Genomic DNA, 18382 nt, shown 5'->3' on the forward strand with positions numbered 1-18382 from the left:
CGCCGCTTGTCCCCAATGGTGCTTGGCATCCATCGGCACGACGAAGAGCGTCCACGCGTATTGCAGATTCGCGACCAGGCCCATGCAGATGATGCCGATCGCCAGTTGAACCCATCGGTTGGAATGACGGCCGAGCGGTCGCCCGGACGTGACTGTGCCTGCGTTTGCCATGTCTGTCTCCAATTTTTAAGTCGTAGCGCTCGTGCGGCGCTTGATGTCGTGCAGGATCACCGGCGTATTGTGCCGGTGCAGCATCGGGTCGGTCTGTCAGGGGAAATGCTCAAGCCACGCGGCGCGGGCAGGCAACCGCACGGCAAACGGAGTACGCGGATTGAAACAGTCGCCACGCTCCGGACAATACGATCGACGCATCATTTTCTGGCGAATCCCAATATCCGCGGGCTTGCGGAAGGTTGGCGCAGCTTCTTGATGCGCTGCTTGCATCGCCTGTTTCCGGCCGCGCGAGGGGCAAAAAACGCGGCCGTCGACGATGATGAATGTTGCACGGCTTACAACAATTGCCGGGCGTGAAAGCATCGTGGGGGAGAAAAACGATTAGGGAAAGTTATAAAAATTTATTGTATAAATTAGCGATCGTGAATGGATGGAGGGCTTCGCCGTGATGCGCAATGCCACGCTTCGGCAGTTGAAAATCTTCGAAACGGTCGCGCGCCGACTGAGTTTTTCGCGCGCCGCAGAGGAGCTTTACCTGACGCAGCCGGCGGTTTCGACGCAAGTCAAGCAGTTGGAAGAACACGCGGGGCTGCCGCTTTTCGAGCAGCTCGGCAAGAAAATCTATCTGACGCCAGCCGGTAATGAAATGCTTCATTACAGTCGGGCGATTCTGGAGCAATTCCGCGAAGCCGACGACGCCATGGCGCGCCTGAAAGGCATTTCGGGCGGGACGCTGAATGTCGCCGTCATCAGCGCCGGCGACTATTTCTTTCCGCGCCTGCTCGCCGCCTTCACGCAGCGCAACAGCGACGTGCGGCTGAACCTCGCGGTCCACAATCGCGAGGAACTGCTGCATCAGCTGTCCGACAATCTCACCGATCTCGCGATCATGGTCCGCCCACCGAAAGACATGGATACCGAGAACGTGTCGTTCGCGCCGCATCCGTATGTGATCGTCGCGCCGCCGGATCATCCGCTCGTCGGCAAGACGCGCATTCCGCTCGAAGCGCTCGCCGACGAACCGTTCATCGTCCGCGAAAAGGGCTCGGACACCTGGAATTCAATGGAGGAAGGCTTCGCGGGCCGGCTGCCGCGGCTGAATATCGCGATGGAAATCACCAGCACCGAGACGATCAAGCAGGCGGTCATCGCGGGCATGGGCATCAGCTTTCTCTCCGCGCATACGATCAGCCTGGAATTGCAGGTCGGCAAGCTCGCCGTGCTGGACATCGAAGGGTTTCCGGTGAAGCTCAACTGGTTCATCGTGCACCGGAACAACAAACGGCTGCCGCCGGTCGCGCTCGCGTTCAAGCAATTCCTGATCGATGAAGGCGCCGCGCAGATCGAAGAGATCACCCATATCGGTGCAGAAACCGGCAGGCCGAATTCATAAAGTTTTTCTTATCGTTATTCGAAAAAACTTTAACTGTCGTATATGGATTGAAGTTCCTATCCTGTTTCTAACCCCTCACGGCCAAAACAGGAGACGACGATGATCCACGCAACGCACAGCGACGACCGCGAAACCCAGGCGCAACTCTGCGCGTACAACAACGCCTTCGAGGAACTCGACCTGATGTTCCGCTGGGATGCCGATACGTACCGCTCGCTCGCTGCCGTCGAGAGCGACTACGGCCGCATCGCGAAGTACATCGAATCGCATTGCCCGCATCTGCTGACGGCTTATAGCGCCGATTTCCTGTGCCAGGCGATCGTCGAGCGCAAGAACGCCGTGCTGGAAGCGTGCCGCGCGAACACCGTCAAGAACGACGACAGCGCCCGCCGCGCCCGTCTCTGGCGCTCGCGCAACGAAGTTTCCGCGCATGCCTGAGCGTCGCGGGTGCGTTGAAGGAAAGGCGGCCTCGGCCGCCTTTCTTCGTCAGGGCGCGAGCGACACCCATACGGCCTTCGGCTCCGTGAAGTTTTCGATCGCTACATCGCCATGCTCGCGCCCGAAGCCGGAATCGCCGGAGCCGCCCCACGGCAGCCGCACGTCGGTGTAGCCGTAGGTGTTGATCCACACTGTCCCTGCCTTCAATTCCGCCGCCATCCGGTGCACGCGGCCGATATCCGCGCTCCAGACGCCCGCCGCGAGGCTGTACGCCGTGCCGTTGGCGATGCGCAGCGCGTCGGCTTCATCGTCGAACGGGATCACGCTCACCACCGGACCGAAGATTTCCTCCTGCGAGATACGCATCTCGTGCTCGACGTTGGCGAACACGGCCGGCTCGACGAAGTAGCCGCGCTCGCCCACGCGCTGGCCGCCGGTCACGAGCGACGCGCCCTCGCCCCGCCCGATGTCGACGTAATCCAGCACGGTCTGCATCTGTTTCGCGGAAATCAGCGGGCCCATGCCGGTCTCGCTCTTCGACGGATCGCCGAGCTTGATCGCCCGCGCGCGCTCCGCGAGCCGCTCGACGACGTCGTCGTAGACCGCGCGCTGCACCAGCACGCGCGAGCCCGCCGAGCACACCTGACCCGCGTTGAAGAAGATGCCGGACGCGGCGGCGCGGGTGGCGGCGTCGAGATTGGCGTCGGCGAAAATCACGTTCGCCGACTTGCCGCCGAGTTCCAGCGTCACGCGCTTGAAGTTGCCGGCGGCGCCTTGCAGAATCCCGCGTCCGACCGACGGCGAGCCGGTGAACGTGACCTTGTCGACGCCCGGATGCGCGACGAGTGCATCGCCGACCACCGATCCCTTGCCCGTCACGATATTGAGCACGCCCGGCGGCACGCCGGCTTCGAGCGCGAGCCGGCCGATCATCAGCGCCGAGAGTGGCGTGATTTCCGCGGGTTTCACGATCAGCGTGCAGCCGCAGGCGAGCGCGGGCGCGATCTTCCACATGCCGATCATCAGCGGGAAATTCCACGGCACGATCGCCGCGACCACGCCGACCGGCTCGCGCACGGTGTACATGAGCGCGTCCGGGCGCGCGGGGACGACTTGTCCGTTGATTAGGATGCGGCCGCGTTCGGCGGCGCGGATGGCGTTCCACGGCTTGAGCGCGGCGCGCGCGGCCTGCACGGCGCGGTCGACGTCGGCCGCGGTGCCCTGTGCGACCTGCGCGATCGGCTTTTCGGTGGCGGGGTCGAGGTCGGTCGAATAAGTGCCACCGCTCGGCGGCACGGATTCGCCGCCGATCAGCAGTTCATAGCGCTTCAGGTTCGATGTGTTGTCCATGTGTCTCGCTCCTTTTGATGCGTAGAGGGCTTTCGTGACCCTTTCGTCGATTCTATGCGCATCGCAGAAAAGCGGAGGCGCACAGGCGCGGGCGCGCAGGAGGAGTACAGGAGAGAGACGAGCTGGTGGGCCGGGTGGGACTCGAACCCACTATCGGTCGATTATGAGTCGACAGCTTATACCAATTAAGCTTCCGGCCCTTTTAATGAGCAAGGGCAAAAATAAAGCGCCGGGCGGCGCTTTTCGATACATCGGAACATTGCGCTTGTTCTGCGAGGGTTGCGAGTTTGCCTCACAACGCCTCGCAAGACAAGAGCCGGTCAGTTCCCTTCGAGGAACGACTTCAGCTTGTCGGAGCGGCTCGGGTGACGAAGCTTGCGCAACGCCTTCGCTTCGATCTGACGAATCCGCTCGCGCGTCACGTCGAACTGCTTGCCGACTTCTTCAAGCGTATGGTCCGTGCTCATTTCGATGCCGAAACGCATGCGCAGCACCTTCGCCTCGCGCGGTGTCAGCGAATCGAGCACGTCCTTCACGACATCGCGCATGCTCGCGTGCAGCGCGGCGTCGGCCGGGGCGACCGTGTTCGTGTCCTCGATGAAGTCGCCGAGATGCGAATCGTCGTCGTCGCCGATCGGCGTTTCCATCGAGATCGGCTCCTTCGCGATCTTCATGATCTTGCGGATCTTGTCTTCCGGCATCTCCATCTTTTCGGCGAGCGTAGCCGGATCGGGTTCCAAACCCGTTTCCTGCAAGATCTGCCGCGAAATCCGGTTCATCTTGTTAATCGTTTCGATCATGTGGACCGGAATCCGGATGGTGCGCGCCTGGTCCGCGATCGACCGCGTGATGGCCTGACGAATCCACCACGTCGCGTAAGTCGAGAACTTGTAGCCGCGACGATATTCGAACTTGTCCACCGCCTTCATCAGGCCGATATTGCCTTCCTGGATCAGATCGAGGAATTGCAGGCCGCGGTTCGTGTACTTCTTCGCGATGGAAATCACGAGACGCAGGTTCGCTTCCGTCATTTCGCGCTTCGCCTGACGCGCCTTCAGTTCGCCCGCCGCCATCTGGCGATTGGTTTCCTTCAGGTCCTTGAGCGGCAACACGACGCGCGCCTGCAAGTCGAGCAGACGTTGCTGCTGCTCGCGGATCGCGGGAATGTTGCGTTCGAGGATCGCGCTATAGCCATGACCTTCCCCGACGACCTTCTCTGACCAGTCGAGGTCCGTCTCGTTGCCCGGGAAGCGCGTGATGAACTCGGCACGCGGCATGCCGCACTTGTCGACGACCGTGTGCAAAATCTGGCGCTCCACCTGACGCACCTCATCGACCTGCGCGCGCAGCGTGTCGCACAGGCGTTCGACGGTACGCGCGGTGAAGCGGATCGACATCAGTTCGGTCTGGATGGCTTCCTGCGCCTTCAAATACGCCTTCGACTTGTAGCCTTCCTTCTCGTAGGCGCGGCGCATCTTGTCGAACCATTCGCTGATGAGCGAGAACTTCTCCAGCGACGCGCGCTTGAGCGCTTCGAGCTGAGCGGCGTTCGCATTCGCCTGCGCGGTGCTTTCGTCCTCTTCTTCCTCGTCGTCGCTCTCTTCCGCTTCCTCTTCCTCGTTTTCGCTTTCGATCGCTTCCGCTTCCTGCTCGGAAAAACCGTCGGCGTCCTCGGCGTTCGGATCGATCAGGCCGTCGACCAGTTCGTCGACGCGCGTCTCTTCGTTCTGCACGCGCTCGGCCATCGCGAGGATGTCCGCGATGGTGGTCGGGCAGGCGGAAATCGCCATGACCATGTGCTTCAGACCGTCTTCGATCCGCTTCGCGATCTCGATTTCGCCTTCGCGCGTGAGCAGCTCGACCGTGCCCATTTCGCGCATGTACATGCGGACCGGGTCGGTCGTGCGGCCGAATTCGGAATCGACGGTGGACAGCGCGACTTCGGCTTCTTCCTCGACTTCGTCGTCGGAGGACGCAGCGGGCGCGTTGTCGTTCAGGAGCAGCGTTTCCGCATCCGGAGCCTGTTCGTAGACGGCGACGCCCATGTCGTTGAACGTGCTGATGATCCCTTCGATCGCTTCCGTTTCCGTGAAGTTGTCGGGCAGGTGATCGTTGATTTCCGCGTATGTCAGGTAGCCGCGCTCCTTGCCGAGCTTGATGAGCGCGCGCAGTTTCGAGCGCCGCTCCTCCAGTTCTTCGAGCGTGCCGGGCGCCGCCGAGGCGAACGCATCCTTCAGCAGCGCTTTCTCCTTCGCGCGCCGATCACGTGCCTTCACCTTCGCCGACGGAGCCGCGACATTCGCAGGCTCTGCGTTTTGCGTTGCGTCGTCTTCGACGGGTACTTCGTTCAGCTTTTTCGTCATGGAATTCGCCGTGCCGGCTTTAGTCTCGACTCGCGGCTGCTGGACGGCAGCCGATGGAACCGTGGATACTGAATGTGCGCGCGCTGCTTCGTCCTGCGTGCCATGTCCCAGGTCGTCGCGGGGGCCTTCGCGTACTGGCGGACTTCGACCCTCGTTCCTACCCTCCATAACAGCCGCGACCCTTCTGCCCGTCTGTTCGGCTGCGAGCGTTTTGGCGCCGTCGGGCGCTGTCTCCGGCGTGCGCTCGGCCTTGACCGATGTCGCCGACGCCTTCTTCGCAGTCGATTCAGCCAGCGCCTTCTTTTTCGAGCTCGGCGCCTTGCGCGCGCCGGCTGGCGACACGCCCGCGAGAGAAGCGGATTCCTTGTGGGCTGCAGCCCGTTCCGGCTCGTTCGAGCCCTGTCCCGTCGCTTTTTTCCCGCTCGTAGTCTTTGCCATTTGCCTATTTCGCCGGGCGCCCGACGCGCCTGAAAATCCAGACGAATGACGCGCGCCACAAAGGAAAACAAACTCAAAAAACAACTTGCTTAAAACCTTTAATTATAGCATTCCAGGTTTATCTCTCCGGGCTCACCACCCGCCCCGCCTTGATCTGCGCGGCCTTGGCTGACAACTCGCTGAATTCGGCCACTTCCTCCGCCGACAGCGACGACTGCCGCGCCAGTTGATCCAGCCGCGCGCGATAGCTGTCATGGCGCAGTTTCACGACGGTCGCCTGCAATTCTTCCGCGAGCAGCTTGCGTTGCTCGGCGACCCGCTCCGCCGCACCTTCGTCCGCCGGATCACGCATCAGAAGGTCCCGCACATTTTCATCATAGGCGAGAATTTCCTGAAAGATGTCTTCGTATGTCGGGGCATTTGCGGCGTTTCTCAACAAATCCGAAAGCATCTGAAACTCCGCGCTCTCGCCCAACTCGCGCGCGTGGCCGATCACCTCCCCGAACAACTCGCCGTGCTCGGTCATGGTGACGAGCGTCTGTTCGCCCTCGCTGTCGAGCGCTTTTGCGATTCCCGGATACATCACAAGATTACGCAACGCCCGCTGTTCCTGACCCGTCACCCGACGGCGCTCGCTTTTCGGCAGCGCCGAGCGCGCGACCGCGGCGGCGCGCGAATCGATGTCGCACAGCGCGGCGATCTCGCCGAACGGCGTCGCGAGGCGGTCTGCCAACATGTGCAATATCTGCACCCGCAACGCATTCGCCGGCAGCGCCTGCAACAACGGCTTCGCGTCGAACAGCGCTTTCGCGCGGCCTTCGGGCTGATCCAGCTCCTTGTCGTTCAGCACCTCGTTCAGCAGAAACTGCGACAGCGGCATCGCCCGGTCGACCTGTTCGCCGAAGCCGTCGGTGCCGAACTCGCGCACGTAGCTGTCCGGATCGTGTTCCTTCGGCAGAAAGAGAAACCGGACGGTGCGGTTGTCGGCGGCGTGCGGCAGACACGCTTCGAGCGCGCGACGCGCCGCCCGGCGGCCCGCCGCGTCGCCGTCGAAACTGAATACGACGGTGTCGGTCTGGCGAAACAGCTTCTGCACGTGAACCGGCGTGCAGGCGGTGCCGAGCGTCGCGACCGCGTTCGCAAAGCCGAGCTGCGCCAGCGCGACCACGTCCATATATCCTTCGACGACGAGCACATAGCCGAGTTCGCGAATCGCGAGACGCGCCTCGAACAGGCCGTAAAGCTCGCTGCCTTTGCTAAATAACGGCGTTTCGGGCGAATTCAAATATTTCGGCTCGCCGCTGTCGAGAATGCGCCCGCCGAAGCCGATCACATTGCCCTTCACGTTGCGGATCGGGAACATCACGCGTTCGCGGAAGCGGTCATAGCGCCGCGCCTGACCCTGCGCGTCGTTTTTCTCGCTGACGATCACGAGTCCCGCTTCGACGAGGTTGTCGTTGCGGTAGTCGGGAAAGGCGGCCTCGAGGTTCTGCCAGCCGTCCGGCGCATAACCCAGGCCGAAGCGCGCGGCGATTTCGCCCGTCAGCCCGCGCTTTTTCAGATACGCGATCGCATTGGGCGCGCCACGCAACTGTTTGCGATAAAAGTCGCAGGCGGTCTGCATGACTTCCGTCAGCGCGACGCTCACCGCCTTGCTCGGCGCGGGCGCGTAGCCTTCGCCGCCGCCGCCCCTGAACGAAGACGGCTCCTGCGGCACGGTCAATCCGACCGACTGCGCGAGTTCCTTGACCGCCTCGGGAAACGTGAGCCCGGTGTGCTCCATGAGAAAGCTGATCGCCGTGCCGTGCGCGCCGCAGCCGAAGCAGTGATAGAACTGCTTGGTCGGGCTGACCGTGAACGACGGGCTCTTCTCGTTATGGAACGGGCACAGGCCCATGAAATTCGCGCCGCCCTTTTTCAACTGGACGAAGCGGCCCACCACGTCGACGATATCGACGCGGTTGAGCAAATCCTGGAGGAACGCGTGCGGAATCACCGTGCGCGCTTACTTCGACAGCGCCGCCTTGACCTGCGCGGAGACGGCCGTCATGTCCGCCTTGCCCGCGAGCTTCGGCTTGAGCACGCCCATCACTTTGCCCATGTCCTGCGGGCCGGCGGCGCCGGTCGCGGCCACGGCGGCCTCTACTTCCGCGGCGATCGCTTCGGGCGACAACTGCTCCGGCATGTACGCCGCGAGCACGGCGAGCTCGGCGCTTTCCTTCGCGACGAGGTCGTCGCGGCCGGCGCTCTGGAACTGGCTGATCGAGTCCTTGCGCTGCTTGATCATCTTGTCGATGACGGCGGTCACGGCCGCGTCGTCGAGCGTCACGCGGTCGTCAACTTCACGCTGCTTGATCGCGGCGAGCAACAGGCGAATCGTGCCGAGTCGCTCGGTTTCCCGTGCGCGCATCGCGGTTTTCATGTCGTCGCTGATCTGGTCCTTGAGGCTCATCGTTCACCCGGTGCAAGTGCAAATTTGGAGAGGTTGGGCCGGTCTGCCGCTGCCTTCGCCGCCGTGCAAATCGAGGCGAAGAAAGCAAAAACCCGCTTGGGATGCTTCCTCAAGCGGGCCACGACGCGGCCGATATCCGCTGGCAATGGAACACATGGAGGTTCCCCGCCGCGTTTCAATGTGATCCGTTCGACGCGAGCGACGCGCCGCGCGAGGGACTTTTTACGATATCGCCGATCGACCCAATGTACCGATCGAGTATAGCAGGTCGATTCGGCGTTTCGAGTCGGCTCCAGACGCGCATCGCCGCGCCCGAAGCCTTGCCGCATCGGACTTTCGGCAAACTCAGGCGGAGTCGCGCAACGCCCGCTCGCGGGCGAATTCGGCGGCGGCCTGACCGGCCGCGACGCCCGACGCCCACGCCCATTGGAAGTTGTAGCCGCCGAGCCATCCGGTAACATCTACCGCTTCGCCGACGAAGTACAGGCCGGGCGTGCGCGCGCTCATCATCGTCGCCGAGGACAGTTCGCGCGTGTCGACGCCGCCGCGCGTCACTTCGGCCTTGCGATAGCCTTCGGTGCCGTTCGGGGTGAGCGTCCAGCGCGATAGCGACTCACCGACGGCCTTCAGCGTGCGGTCCGGCAGGTCGGCAAGACGGGCGTCGGCGGGAACGCCTCGCGCTTCGAGCCACGTATGCGCGAGGCGCACCGGGACGTGCTCGGCGAGAAACGTCGCGATCTGCTTTTTCGAGCCTGCCTTGGCTTCGAGCAGCGCTTCGGTCGCGTCGATGCCCGGCAGCAAGTCGATGTGGATCGGCTCGGACGGGTTCCAGTAGCTCGAAATCTGCAGCACGCCCGGGCCGGACAGCCCGCGATGGGTGAGCAGCAAATCCTCGGAAAACTCACCGCGCGTCTTGCCTTTGCCGGTACTCAGATCCACTTCGACCGACAGCCCCGAAAGCGCCGAGAACGGTGCCCAGTCGTCGGCGGCGAACGTGAGCGGCACGAGCGCCGGACGCATGTCGACGAGCTTGTGGCCGAACTGCTTCGCCACGCGATAGCCGAAATCCGTCGCGCCGATCTTCGGAATCGACAGCCCGCCCGTCGCGATGACGAGCGCCGCCGCTTCGATCGTGCCCGCCGCCGTGTCGAGCGCGAAGCGTTCGCCGTCGCGCCGGATCGCATCGACCGTCACCGGATGACGCCACGCGACGCGCCCGGCGTCGCATTCGCTTTTCAGCAGTTCAATGATCGATTCGCTGGAGTCGTCGCAGAAAAGCTGGCCTTTGTGCTTTTCGTGCCAGCTCACGCGGTATTGCTTGAGCAGCGCGAGGAAATCGCGCGGCGTGTAGCGGGCGAGCGCCGAGCGGCAAAAATGCGGATTCGCCGACAGAAAATTGGCCGGTCCCGCGTTGATGTTCGTGAAGTTGCAGCGCCCGCCGCCGGAGATGCGGATTTTTTCGGCGAGGCGTTCGGCGTGGTCGATCAGGACGACGCGGCGGCCGCTTTGCGCGGCGACCGCGGCGCACATCATGCCGGCCGCGCCCGCGCCGATGACGGCGATATCGAAGGATTCCATGGCGCGCATTGTAACCGGCGCGCCCGGCGAAACGCCGTCGCGAGGCGCGCGTGGAGGGCCCCGCTGCTATACTTTGACGTTCCCTAAGACGTTGATTCCCATGCTAGTTCTAGGCATCGAAAGCTCCTGCGACGAAACCGGCCTCGCGCTCTACGACACCGAGCGCGGCCTGCTCTCGCACGCGCTGCATTCGCAGATCGCGATGCATCGCGAATATGGCGGCGTCGTGCCGGAACTGGCGTCGCGCGATCACATCCGGCGCGCGTTGCCGCTGCTCGAACAAGTGATGTCGGAAGCCCGCGCCGGACGCGCCGACATCGACGCCATCGCGTTCACGCAGGGTCCGGGTCTCGCGGGCGCGCTACTCGTGGGCGCGAGCGTCGCGAATGCGCTCGCGATGGCGTGGGACAAGCCGACCGTCGGCATCCATCACCTCGAAGGGCATTTGCTCTCGCCGTTGCTCGTCGACGAACCGCCGCCGTTTCCGTTCGTGGCGTTGCTGGTGTCGGGCGGACACACACAGTTGATGCGCGTGACCGACGTCGGCGTGTACGAGACGCTCGGCGAAACGCTCGACGACGCCGCCGGCGAAGCCTTCGACAAAACCGCAAAGCTGCTCGGCCTCGGCTATCCGGGCGGCCCGGAAGTCTCGCGGATGGCGGAATTCGGCACGCCGGGCGCGGTCGTGCTGCCGCGTCCGATGCTGCATTCCGGCGACCTCGATTTCAGCTTCAGCGGTTTAAAAACAGCCGTCCTCACGCAGAGCCGCAAGCTCGGCGCGAATGTCTGCGAACAGGCGAAGGCGGATCTGGCGCGCGGTTTCGTCGATGCCGCCGTGGACGTGCTCGTCGCGAAATCGCTTGCCGCGTTGAAGAAGACGGGATTGAAGCGGCTCGTCGTCGCGGGCGGCGTGGGCGCGAACCGGCAGTTGCGCGAGGCGCTGTCGGCGGCGGCGAAAAAGCGCCGCTTCGACGTCCACTATCCCGACTTGTCGCTTTGCACCGACAACGGCGCGATGATCGCGCTCGCGGGCGCCCTGCGCCTCGCGCGCTGGCCCGAGCAGGCCGTGCGCGATTACGCGTTCACCGTCAAGCCGCGCTGGGACCTGACCTCGCTCGCGGCGGCGTAACAATCAGCTCGGCGGATTGAACGGCTGCACGATCGCCTGAAACGCCGGCAGCGCCTCGCAGCGGTCGGCATGTGCGATGAGCGTCGGCCAGCGCGTCGCCGTGAAGAGCGCAGGATGCGCCTCGCGCGCGAAACGCAGCGCGCAGGCCACGGCGATGTCGGCGTGCGTGATGGCAACGCCGAACCACCAGGGCGTGGCGCGCGCCGCGCGGTCCGCTTCCAGCACGTCCAGCACGCGTTCCACCTGCCCCGTGCAGCGTTCCACCCACATCTCCGATTTCTCCTTGTGCAGCACTCGCTCGTAGACGAGCGCGACGGCCTTGTCGGCGAGACCCGTCGCCAGCGCGCAGATTTTCTGCGTCTGCCGCCGCGCTGGACCCGACGCGGCCATCATCCGCTTGTCCGCGCCCGCTTCCTCGTCGAGATAGTCGAGGATCATCGCGCTCTCGATCAGCACCTCGCCCGAATCGAGCACGAGCGTCGGCACGCGGATCAGCGGATTGAACGGCGCGATCTTGTCGGCGTCACCGAAGACCGACCACGGCTTGTGCTCGAAAGACATCGCGTAAAGCGTCAGCGCGACGCCGACGCGTCGCACGAACGGGGAATCGTATTGGCCGATCAGGATCAAGGTCCGGTTCTCCGCAGTTTATTTTCGGGATAGCCAGTTTAAGGTCGCCGGGGCTTCGGAAACAACGGATAAGCGCCGAGCGCGCACAATCCGGCCACGACCCAGACCGCGCCCCACGATCCGGCCGCGAGCAGATGCGGAATCACGAGCGGCGTGACGAAAAGGCCCGCGAAAACCGCCGTGTTCGCCATCCCGAGCGCGGTGCCGGCGCGCGCGGCGCCGGCGAGCGTCGCGAGTTCGGTGTAGGCCACGCCGTGCCACGCCGACACGCAGATTCCGGCAAACGCGACCAGCGTCATCAAGAGCGCGCCGGAAACGTGGAATGCTTCGAGCGCCGCCGCGAGCACCGCGAACGAGGCGGCGGCGACGAGCGTCGAGCCACGCAGATACGCACGCCGGTTGCCGCGACGGTCGGTGAACCGGCCGCTCCAGACGCGCATCGCCATCGCGCCGATCTGCACGACGGTCATCGTCCCGCTGATCGCGACGAGGCCGAGATGCGCGGCGTCGTGGAGAAAGACGGTCGCGAAGGTGAGCACGGCGAACTGCGGCGAGCACAGCAGGCCGATGCCGAGCACGACGCGCCAGATTTGCGCATCGCGCAACGGAGCCGCGTGCGGCGCATTCGCCGACGCCTGCGCGAACGGCGGCTCGTGCAGCCAGCGCCAGGTGAACGCGGCGGAGAGCGCGCACATCGCCGCGAGCGCACCGAACACGGCGGCGAATCCGTGCGATGCCGCGAGCCACGGCAACACGAGCGCGCCGAGTCCGCCGCCAAGCGGGACGGCGGTCTGGCGGATGCTCATCGCGAGTCCGCGCTCGCCTTCGCGGAACCACGCCATGACGGCGCGTCCGCTCGATCCGTTGACGCTGCCGCTGATCAGTCCCGTCACGCACATGCCGAACACGAGCCAGCCGAGCGCGGGAATCGCGTGAGCGTCGTGCGGCACGACGAAGAGCGCCATCGCGAGAAGCGCGGCGGCGGTGCCCGCGAGGCCGGTCAGCAGCACGGGGCGGTCGCCCCAGCGGTCGGTGAGCATGCCCCACGGCAGTTCCGATACCGCGACGCCCAGCCCCATCGCGCCGAGCACGAGGCCGAGTTGCGCGTTGTCGAAGCGATAGCCCTCGCGCAGCCAGACGGCCGTGGTCGGAATGCCGTTGACGGCCGCCGAAAAGCTCGCGTTCGCGACGACGCCCACGCCGAGCACCGATGCGATTCGCCGCGCGCCGCGCTCTGAAAATCCAGCGGTGTTGCCATGATCCTGTTCTCCGAAATTGACGGAAGCAGTTTCACGCTTTACGATCATCCCGAATATCAGAAAGTTTTGCACTCACGATTCGATAAAACAGGACGGTTGCAATGAACCAGATTTCGTTCGATCTCGCGGTGCTGCGCAGCTTCGTCGCGGGCATCGACCTCGGGAGTTTTGCGAAGGCGGCGGATCGCGTGGGACGGTCGACGTCGGCGGTCAGCGCGCAGATGGGCAAGCTGGAAGAGCAGGCGGGCACGACGCTCTTTCGCAAATCCGGGCGCGGTCTCGCGCTCACCGAAGCCGGCGAGACCATGCTGCGTTACGCGCGCCGCCTGATCGAACTGAACGACGAGGCGGCCGTCGCGATGCGCAGCGTCCATCTGGAAGGCTGGATCCGGCTCGGCTTGCAGGAGGATTTCGGCGAAGTCGTGCTGCCGGACGTGCTCGGGCGGTTTGCGCGCGCGCATCCGAAAGTGCGCATCGAGGCGCGGGTGGCGCGCAACACCGACCTGCTGGAGCGCATCGGCTCGAATCAGCTCGATCTTGCGCTCGTGTGGGGCGCGCCCGCGTCGGAACTGGCCGAGCCGGTCGCCGTGCCGCAGATGTGCTGGATCGGCTCATCCAGCCTGCCGTGGACCCGCGACGACGACGAACCCTTGCCGCTCATCGCGTTCGACCGGCCGTGTCTTTTCCACAGCATGGCGACCAAGGCGCTGGACCGCGCGGGCATCAAATGGCGTGTCGCCTTCACGAGTCCGAGTCTCGCGGGCTTGTGGGCGGCGGCCGCAGCCGGTCTCGGCGTGACGGTGCGCACGCGTTACGGCTTGCCGTCGTCGGTGTGCGCGCTCAAATCGGAGGACAGCGGACTGCCCGAATTGCCGACGATCCCGCTCGCGTTGCTGCGCGCCTCGACGGTCGCGCCAGCGCAGGTCGAGCGGCTCGCGTCGATCGTGCTGGATTCGGTGCGCGGCGGGCCGCTCGCATAAAAAAAGCCGATCGGACGATCGGCTTTTCGGCTGACGCTCGCGCGAATCAGACGCGCTTGTCGCGCTCGATCACCGCATACGCGCTGTGATTGTGGATCGACTCGAAGTTTTCGGCTTCGAGCGTGTACGCGAGCACGCGCTCGTCGGCATTCAGCCGCGTCGCGACATCGCGCACGAGGTCTTCGACGAACTTCGGGTTCTCGTAAGCGCGCTCCGTCACGAACTTCTCGTCCGGGCGCTTGAGCAAGCCCCAGAGTTCGCACGACGCTTCCTCTTCCGCGATCCGGATCAGATCCTCGACGGGCAAATCGCCCGCCAGTTCGGCGGCAATCGTCACGTGCGAGCGCTGGTTGTGCGCGCCGTATTGCGAAATCTTCTTCGAACACGGGCAAAGGCTCGTCACCGGCACGAGCACCTTGAGCGACAGCCGCGTCGTGCCGTCGCGCAGTTCGCCGGTCAGCGTGACTTCGTAATCCATCAGGCTCTCGACGCCGGAAACGGGCGCCGTCTTCATCACGAAATACGGAAACGTCACTTCGATGCGCCCCGCGTGCGCTTCGAGTTTCGCGAGCATCGACTGAAGCATCGCGCGAAACGCGGCCTGATCGAGCGGCGCGCGGTGCTCGTCGAGCAGCGCGACGAAGCGCGACATGTGCGTGCCTTTTTGCTCGGCAGGCAGATGCACGTCGAGATTCCATACGCCGATGCTCGGCTGCACGTCGCCGCTTTGCGTGCGCACGGTGAGCGGATACCGCACGCCCTTCACGCCGACGCGCTGGATCGGAATCTGACGGATGTCCGGCGTGCTCTGCACGTCGGGCATGACGAAGGCGGGATTCATCTGATTCATCTTGTTATGTCCTCATTCGACGCGCGCCTCTCCCGGGCAACGCACGGCGTGAACGGCGATGGCGCGCCGGCATTGAAGCTTCAAGGTGAGACCAGGCGGCGCGCATTCCCCGGGACGCGCCGCCCGTCGCGTTCGATTTCAGGCGACGCGCTTGTTCAGCTTGCCCGCCGCGCTGTCGACGTCGGTCAGGAAGCGCTCGCGGATCGACTTCGCGATGCCCGCGCCGTCCAGCCCGACGCTCGCGAGCAGCTTGACCGGGTCGCCGTGATCGATGAACACGTCCGGCAGGCCCAGTTGCAGCACGGGCTTGATGACCGAACTGGCGAGCAGCACCTCGACGCACGCGGAACCCGCGCCGCCCATGATCGCGCCTTCCTCGACGGTCACGAGCGCGTCGTGGGTCGCGGCGAGTTCGCGCAGCAAATCGGCGTCGATCGGCTTCACGAAGCGCATGTTGGCGACGGTGGCGTCGAGTGCTTCGGCGGCCGCGAGCGACGGCGCGACCATCGTGCCGAACGCGAGAATCGCGATGCGCCTGCCCGAGCCGAGTTTCTGCGACGATTCGCGGCGGATTTCGCCCTTTCCGAGCGGAATCGCGGTCATCTGCTTGACGGCCGCGACGCCCGTGCCCGCGCCGCGCGGATAGCGCACGGCCGCCGGTCCCGGCTGCTGAAGCGCGGTGTACAGCATCTGACGACATTCGTTTTCGTCCGACGCGGCCATCACCGTCATGTTCGGGATGCAGCGCATGAACGCGAGATCGTAGTTGCCGGCGTGCGTCGCGCCATCGGCGCCGACGAGCCCGGCGCGGTCGATGGCGAACACGACCGGCAGATTTTGCAGCGCGACGTCGTGGATCAACTGGTCGTAGGCGCGTTGCAGGAACGTCGAATAGATTGCGACGACCGGCTTCATGCCGTCCGCCGCCAGACCGCCCGCGAACGTCACGGCGTGCTGCTCGGCGATGCCGACGTCGAAATAGCGGTCCGGGAAGCGCTTCTCGAACTCCACCATGCCGGAGCCCTCGCGCATCGCGGGCGTAATGCCGACGACGCGCGAATCCAGCGCGGCGGCGTCGCAGAGCCACTCGCCGAACACCTGCGTGTAGGTTTTCTTCGATGGCGCCGTCGACGGCTTGATGCCTTCCGCCGGATTGAACTTGCCCGGGCCGTGGTAGAGCACGGGATCGGCTTCGGCGAGCTTGTAGCCCTGACCCTTTTTCGTCACGACGTGCAGGAATTGCGGACCGCGCAATTCCTTGATGTTCTGCAGCGTCGGGATCAGTGAATCGAGGTCGTGACCGTCGATCGGGCCGATGTAGTTGAAGCCGAATTCCTCGAACAGCGTAGCCGGCACGATCATGCCCTTCGCGTGCTCTTCGAGCTTGCGGGCGAGATCGAGCATCGGCGGCGCGACGCGCAGCACGCGCTCGACGCCGGCGCGCGCGGCGGCATAGAAACGGCCCGACATCAGGCGCGCGAGATGGCGATTCAGCGCGCCGACCGGCGGCGAAATCGACATGTCGTTGTCGTTCAGGATGACGAGCAGCGGCACGTCGTCCTCGACGCCCGCGTTGTTCATCGCCTCGAAGGCCATGCCGGCGGTCATCGCGCCGTCGCCGATCACGGCGATCGAAAAGCGGTTGTCGCCCTGCAATTTGCTCGCGACCGCCATGCCGAGCGCCGCCGAAATCGACGTGCTCGAATGCGCCGTGCCGAACGTGTCGTACTCGGACTCGCTTCTGCGCGGGAAGCCGGAAATGCCGTTGAGCTGGCGCAGCGTGGGCATCTGGTCGCGGCGGCCGGTCAGGATCTTGTGCGGATAGGTCTGATGGCCGACGTCCCAGACGATGCGGTCGCCGGGCGTGTCGAATACATAGTGCAGCGCGATCGTCAGCTCGACCGTGCCGAGATTCGACGACAGATGACCGCCCGTCTGCGACACGCTGTCGAGCACGTAGGCCCGCAGTTCGTCGGCAAGCGGTTGCAGTTGGTGGCGATCGAGGGCGCGCAGGGCGGCCGGATCGTCGATGGTTTTCAGCAAGTCGTACATCGTCGTCCCATTTTAGGAAAACTGGCGTGATCCGGCAGCGCGTTTTTCGTGCCGGCTGCGGAATCACGCATTCAACGTTCAGTGCACCCGGTTCACGACCAGGTCAGCGAGTTCGGCGAGGCGCTGGGCGCGCGGGCCGAACGGTTCGAGCGCGGCGTGCGCGTCGCGGCGCAGTTGCGCTGCGAGTTCCCGCGACGCGTCCAGTCCGATGATCGACACGTAGGTCGGTTTGTCGTGCTGCGCGTCCTTGCCCGCGGTTTTGCCGAGGGTGGCGGAGTCGGCGGTGACGTCGAGGATGTCGTCCACCACCTGAAACGCGAGACCGACAGCCGCCGCATAAGCGTCGAGCGACGCGAGCGCCGCCGCGTCGGGCGTCGTGCCCGCGAGCGCGCCCATACGCACCGACGCGCGCAGCAACGCGCCCGTCTTCTTCCGATGCATCGTTTCCAGCTCCGGCCGCGACAGCTTCCGGCCGACGCTCTCCAGGTCGATGGCCTGTCCGCCCGCCATGCCGAGCGAGCCGCTCGCCACCGCCAGTTCGCGCACGAGCGCGGCCTGCTGGACATCCGTCAGACCATTGCCGGCGGCCGTCAGCGCGACGAACGCCTGCGACTGCAACGCATCGCCGACGAGCAGTGCCGTCGCTTCGTCATATTGCACGTGTACGGTAGGCTTTCCTCGACGCAATGCGTCGTCGTCCATCGCGGGCATATCGTCATGCACGAGCGAGTACACATGGATCATTTCCAGCGCAACGCTCGCCGTTTCGACCGCCTGCGCGCTCGCGCCGGTCAGCTCGCCAGCCGCGTGGCACAAGAGCGGCCGAACGCGCTTGCCGCCGCCGAGGACCGCGTAGCGCATCGCTTCGTGCAGCTTCGCCGGCGCGACGTCCGCGCCCGGCAGATAGTGTTCGAGTGCCGTCTCCACGCGGTCGAGACTGGCGCGCATCCATTGTTCGAATGTCATAGATCGTCCCCGTTGCCTTCGCCTGCGCGCCGCGCGTCGGTGGGCAGCGATTTGAGCGTGTCGCCGTCGAGCACGCGGACCTGCTGCTCGACTTTTTCGAGCTGCTGCTGGCAAAAGCCGACGAGCGCCGCGCCCCGGCGGTAAGCCGTGAGCGATTCCTCGAGACTCAGGTCTCCGCCTTCCATGCGCGCGACGAGCCCCTCGAGTTCTGTCAGCGCCGCTTCGTAGTTCTCCGGGAGGGCCGTGCCGCTGTCGCCTGGCGCGCCGGCGGCTTCCTCTGTTGCGGTTTTCGCCATGAATCGTTGGTGTGGAATCGAATTTTTGGGAACA

15 protein-coding genes, 1 tRNA gene and 1 pseudogene are annotated in these 18382 nt (G+C 64.7%); 4 read left to right on the forward strand and 13 right to left on the reverse strand.

Annotated elements, in window-relative coordinates; all coding sequences use genetic code 11:
• A pseudogene (locus QCE48_RS28815) lies at window positions 1–171 on the reverse strand (oxalate/formate MFS antiporter); the annotation flags it as partial.
• A gap of 451 nt (window positions 172–622) precedes the next feature.
• Between QCE48_RS28815 and QCE48_RS28820 the strand changes: the two are divergent.
• On the forward strand, window positions 623–1567 hold the full coding sequence (locus tag QCE48_RS28820; protein WP_087632838.1) for a LysR family transcriptional regulator: 945 nt from the start codon (window positions 623–625) through the stop codon (window positions 1565–1567).
• 99 nt (window positions 1568–1666) lie between these two features.
• Window positions 1667–2005 carry a hypothetical protein gene (locus QCE48_RS28825; RefSeq protein ID WP_309781952.1) on the forward strand — a complete coding sequence of 113 codons (339 nt, stop codon included), beginning with the start codon at window positions 1667–1669 and terminating at the stop codon, window positions 2003–2005.
• A gap of 48 nt (window positions 2006–2053) precedes the next feature.
• Here QCE48_RS28825 and QCE48_RS28830 read toward each other — a convergent pair whose 3' ends face one another.
• The 6 genes from QCE48_RS28830 to QCE48_RS28860 form a co-directional block, all read right to left on the reverse strand.
• Window positions 2054–3355, reverse strand: coding sequence for an aldehyde dehydrogenase family protein (locus tag QCE48_RS28830; protein ID WP_309781950.1), 1302 nt, complete (start codon window positions 3353–3355; stop codon window positions 2054–2056).
• Between the two features lie 123 nt (window positions 3356–3478).
• A tRNA-Ile gene (locus tag QCE48_RS28835) sits at window positions 3479–3555 on the reverse strand.
• 120 nt (window positions 3556–3675) lie between these two features.
• Entirely contained in the window at window positions 3676–6156 is a 2481-nt protein-coding gene (gene rpoD, locus QCE48_RS28840) for an RNA polymerase sigma factor RpoD (protein ID WP_404981918.1), read from the reverse strand.
• Between the two features lie 118 nt (window positions 6157–6274).
• Window positions 6275–8152, reverse strand: coding sequence for a DNA primase (gene dnaG, locus QCE48_RS28850; protein ID WP_309781949.1), 1878 nt, complete (start codon window positions 8150–8152; stop codon window positions 6275–6277).
• A 9-nt stretch (window positions 8153–8161) separates the two neighbouring features.
• On the reverse strand, window positions 8162–8608 hold the full coding sequence (locus QCE48_RS28855; protein WP_087632826.1) for a GatB/YqeY domain-containing protein: 447 nt from the start codon (window positions 8606–8608) through the stop codon (window positions 8162–8164).
• Window positions 8609–8953: 345 nt separating this feature from the next.
• Window positions 8954–10186: an NAD(P)/FAD-dependent oxidoreductase gene (locus QCE48_RS28860; protein WP_309781947.1), complete on the reverse strand. Its 1233-nt coding sequence runs from the start codon at window positions 10184–10186 to the stop codon at window positions 8954–8956.
• 100 nt (window positions 10187–10286) lie between these two features.
• Between QCE48_RS28860 and tsaD the strand changes: the two genes are divergently transcribed.
• On the forward strand, window positions 10287–11315 hold the full coding sequence (gene tsaD / locus QCE48_RS28865; protein ID WP_309781946.1) for a tRNA (adenosine(37)-N6)-threonylcarbamoyltransferase complex transferase subunit TsaD: 1029 nt from the start codon (window positions 10287–10289) through the stop codon (window positions 11313–11315).
• Between the two features lie 3 nt (window positions 11316–11318).
• Here the strand turns inward: tsaD and QCE48_RS28870 are convergent, their stop codons facing one another.
• Window positions 11319–11945, reverse strand: a complete 627-nt coding sequence (locus QCE48_RS28870; RefSeq protein WP_309781945.1) for a glutathione S-transferase family protein — start codon at window positions 11943–11945, stop codon at window positions 11319–11321.
• 38 nt (window positions 11946–11983) lie between these two features.
• Window positions 11984–13276: an MFS transporter gene (locus QCE48_RS28875; RefSeq protein WP_309781942.1), complete on the reverse strand. Its 1293-nt coding sequence runs from the start codon at window positions 13274–13276 to the stop codon at window positions 11984–11986.
• 29 nt (window positions 13277–13305) lie between these two features.
• Between QCE48_RS28875 and QCE48_RS28880 the strand changes: the two genes are divergently transcribed.
• Window positions 13306–14184 (forward strand): LysR substrate-binding domain-containing protein, encoded by an 879-nt coding sequence (locus QCE48_RS28880; protein ID WP_309781940.1) that lies wholly within the window; start codon window positions 13306–13308, stop codon window positions 14182–14184.
• Window positions 14185–14230: 46 nt separating this feature from the next.
• On the opposite strand, the gene folE2 is transcribed toward QCE48_RS28880, so the two are convergent.
• From folE2 to QCE48_RS28900, 4 genes are all read right to left on the reverse strand, one after another.
• Complete coding sequence (folE2, locus tag QCE48_RS28885) at window positions 14231–15034, reverse strand: GTP cyclohydrolase FolE2 (protein ID WP_309781938.1); 804 nt, start codon at window positions 15032–15034, stop codon at window positions 14231–14233.
• Window positions 15035–15172: 138 nt separating this feature from the next.
• The gene (gene dxs / locus QCE48_RS28890) at window positions 15173–17086 is read right to left on the reverse strand and encodes a 1-deoxy-D-xylulose-5-phosphate synthase (protein WP_309781937.1); all 1914 of its coding nucleotides are present in this window, start codon (window positions 17084–17086) and stop codon (window positions 15173–15175) included.
• Window positions 17087–17164: 78 nt separating this feature from the next.
• A complete protein-coding gene (locus QCE48_RS28895) occupies window positions 17165–18052 on the reverse strand; it encodes a farnesyl diphosphate synthase (RefSeq protein WP_309781936.1) in 888 nt (295 codons plus the stop codon).
• A complete protein-coding gene (locus QCE48_RS28900; protein WP_309781935.1) occupies window positions 18049–18348 on the reverse strand; it encodes an exodeoxyribonuclease VII small subunit in 300 nt (99 codons plus the stop codon). The genes QCE48_RS28895 and QCE48_RS28900 overlap by 4 nt, the downstream gene beginning before the upstream one ends.
• Window positions 18349–18382 lie beyond the last annotated feature (34 nt).

The organism is Caballeronia sp. LZ024 (genome assembly GCF_031451455.1).
In the GTDB taxonomy this organism is placed as follows: Bacteria; Pseudomonadota; Gammaproteobacteria; order Burkholderiales; family Burkholderiaceae; genus Caballeronia; species Caballeronia telluris.

Excerpts from the sequence above, each read along its gene's own strand:
- dxs (WP_309781937.1), bottom strand. The coding sequence starts at position 17,086 with ATGTACGACTTGCTGAAAACCATCGACGATCCGGCCGCCCTGCGCGCC.
- QCE48_RS28825 (WP_309781952.1), top strand. The coding sequence starts at position 1,667 with ATGATCCACGCAACGCACAGCGACGACCGCGAAACCCAGGCGCAACTC.
- QCE48_RS28895 (WP_309781936.1), bottom strand. The coding sequence starts at position 18,052 with ATGACATTCGAACAATGGATGCGCGCCAGTCTCGACCGCGTGGAGACG.
- QCE48_RS28855 (WP_087632826.1), bottom strand. The coding sequence starts at position 8,608 with ATGAGCCTCAAGGACCAGATCAGCGACGACATGAAAACCGCGATGCGC.
- QCE48_RS28860 (WP_309781947.1), bottom strand. The coding sequence starts at position 10,186 with ATGGAATCCTTCGATATCGCCGTCATCGGCGCGGGCGCGGCCGGCATG.
- QCE48_RS28900 (WP_309781935.1), bottom strand. The coding sequence starts at position 18,348 with ATGGCGAAAACCGCAACAGAGGAAGCCGCCGGCGCGCCAGGCGACAGC.
- tsaD (WP_309781946.1), top strand. The coding sequence starts at position 10,287 with ATGCTAGTTCTAGGCATCGAAAGCTCCTGCGACGAAACCGGCCTCGCG.
- QCE48_RS28820 (WP_087632838.1), top strand. The coding sequence starts at position 623 with ATGCGCAATGCCACGCTTCGGCAGTTGAAAATCTTCGAAACGGTCGCG.
- QCE48_RS28830 (WP_309781950.1), bottom strand. The coding sequence starts at position 3,355 with ATGGACAACACATCGAACCTGAAGCGCTATGAACTGCTGATCGGCGGC.
- folE2 (WP_309781938.1), bottom strand. The coding sequence starts at position 15,034 with ATGAATCAGATGAATCCCGCCTTCGTCATGCCCGACGTGCAGAGCACG.
- rpoD (WP_404981918.1), bottom strand. The coding sequence starts at position 6,156 with ATGGCAAAGACTACGAGCGGGAAAAAAGCGACGGGACAGGGCTCGAAC.
- QCE48_RS28880 (WP_309781940.1), top strand. The coding sequence starts at position 13,306 with ATGAACCAGATTTCGTTCGATCTCGCGGTGCTGCGCAGCTTCGTCGCG.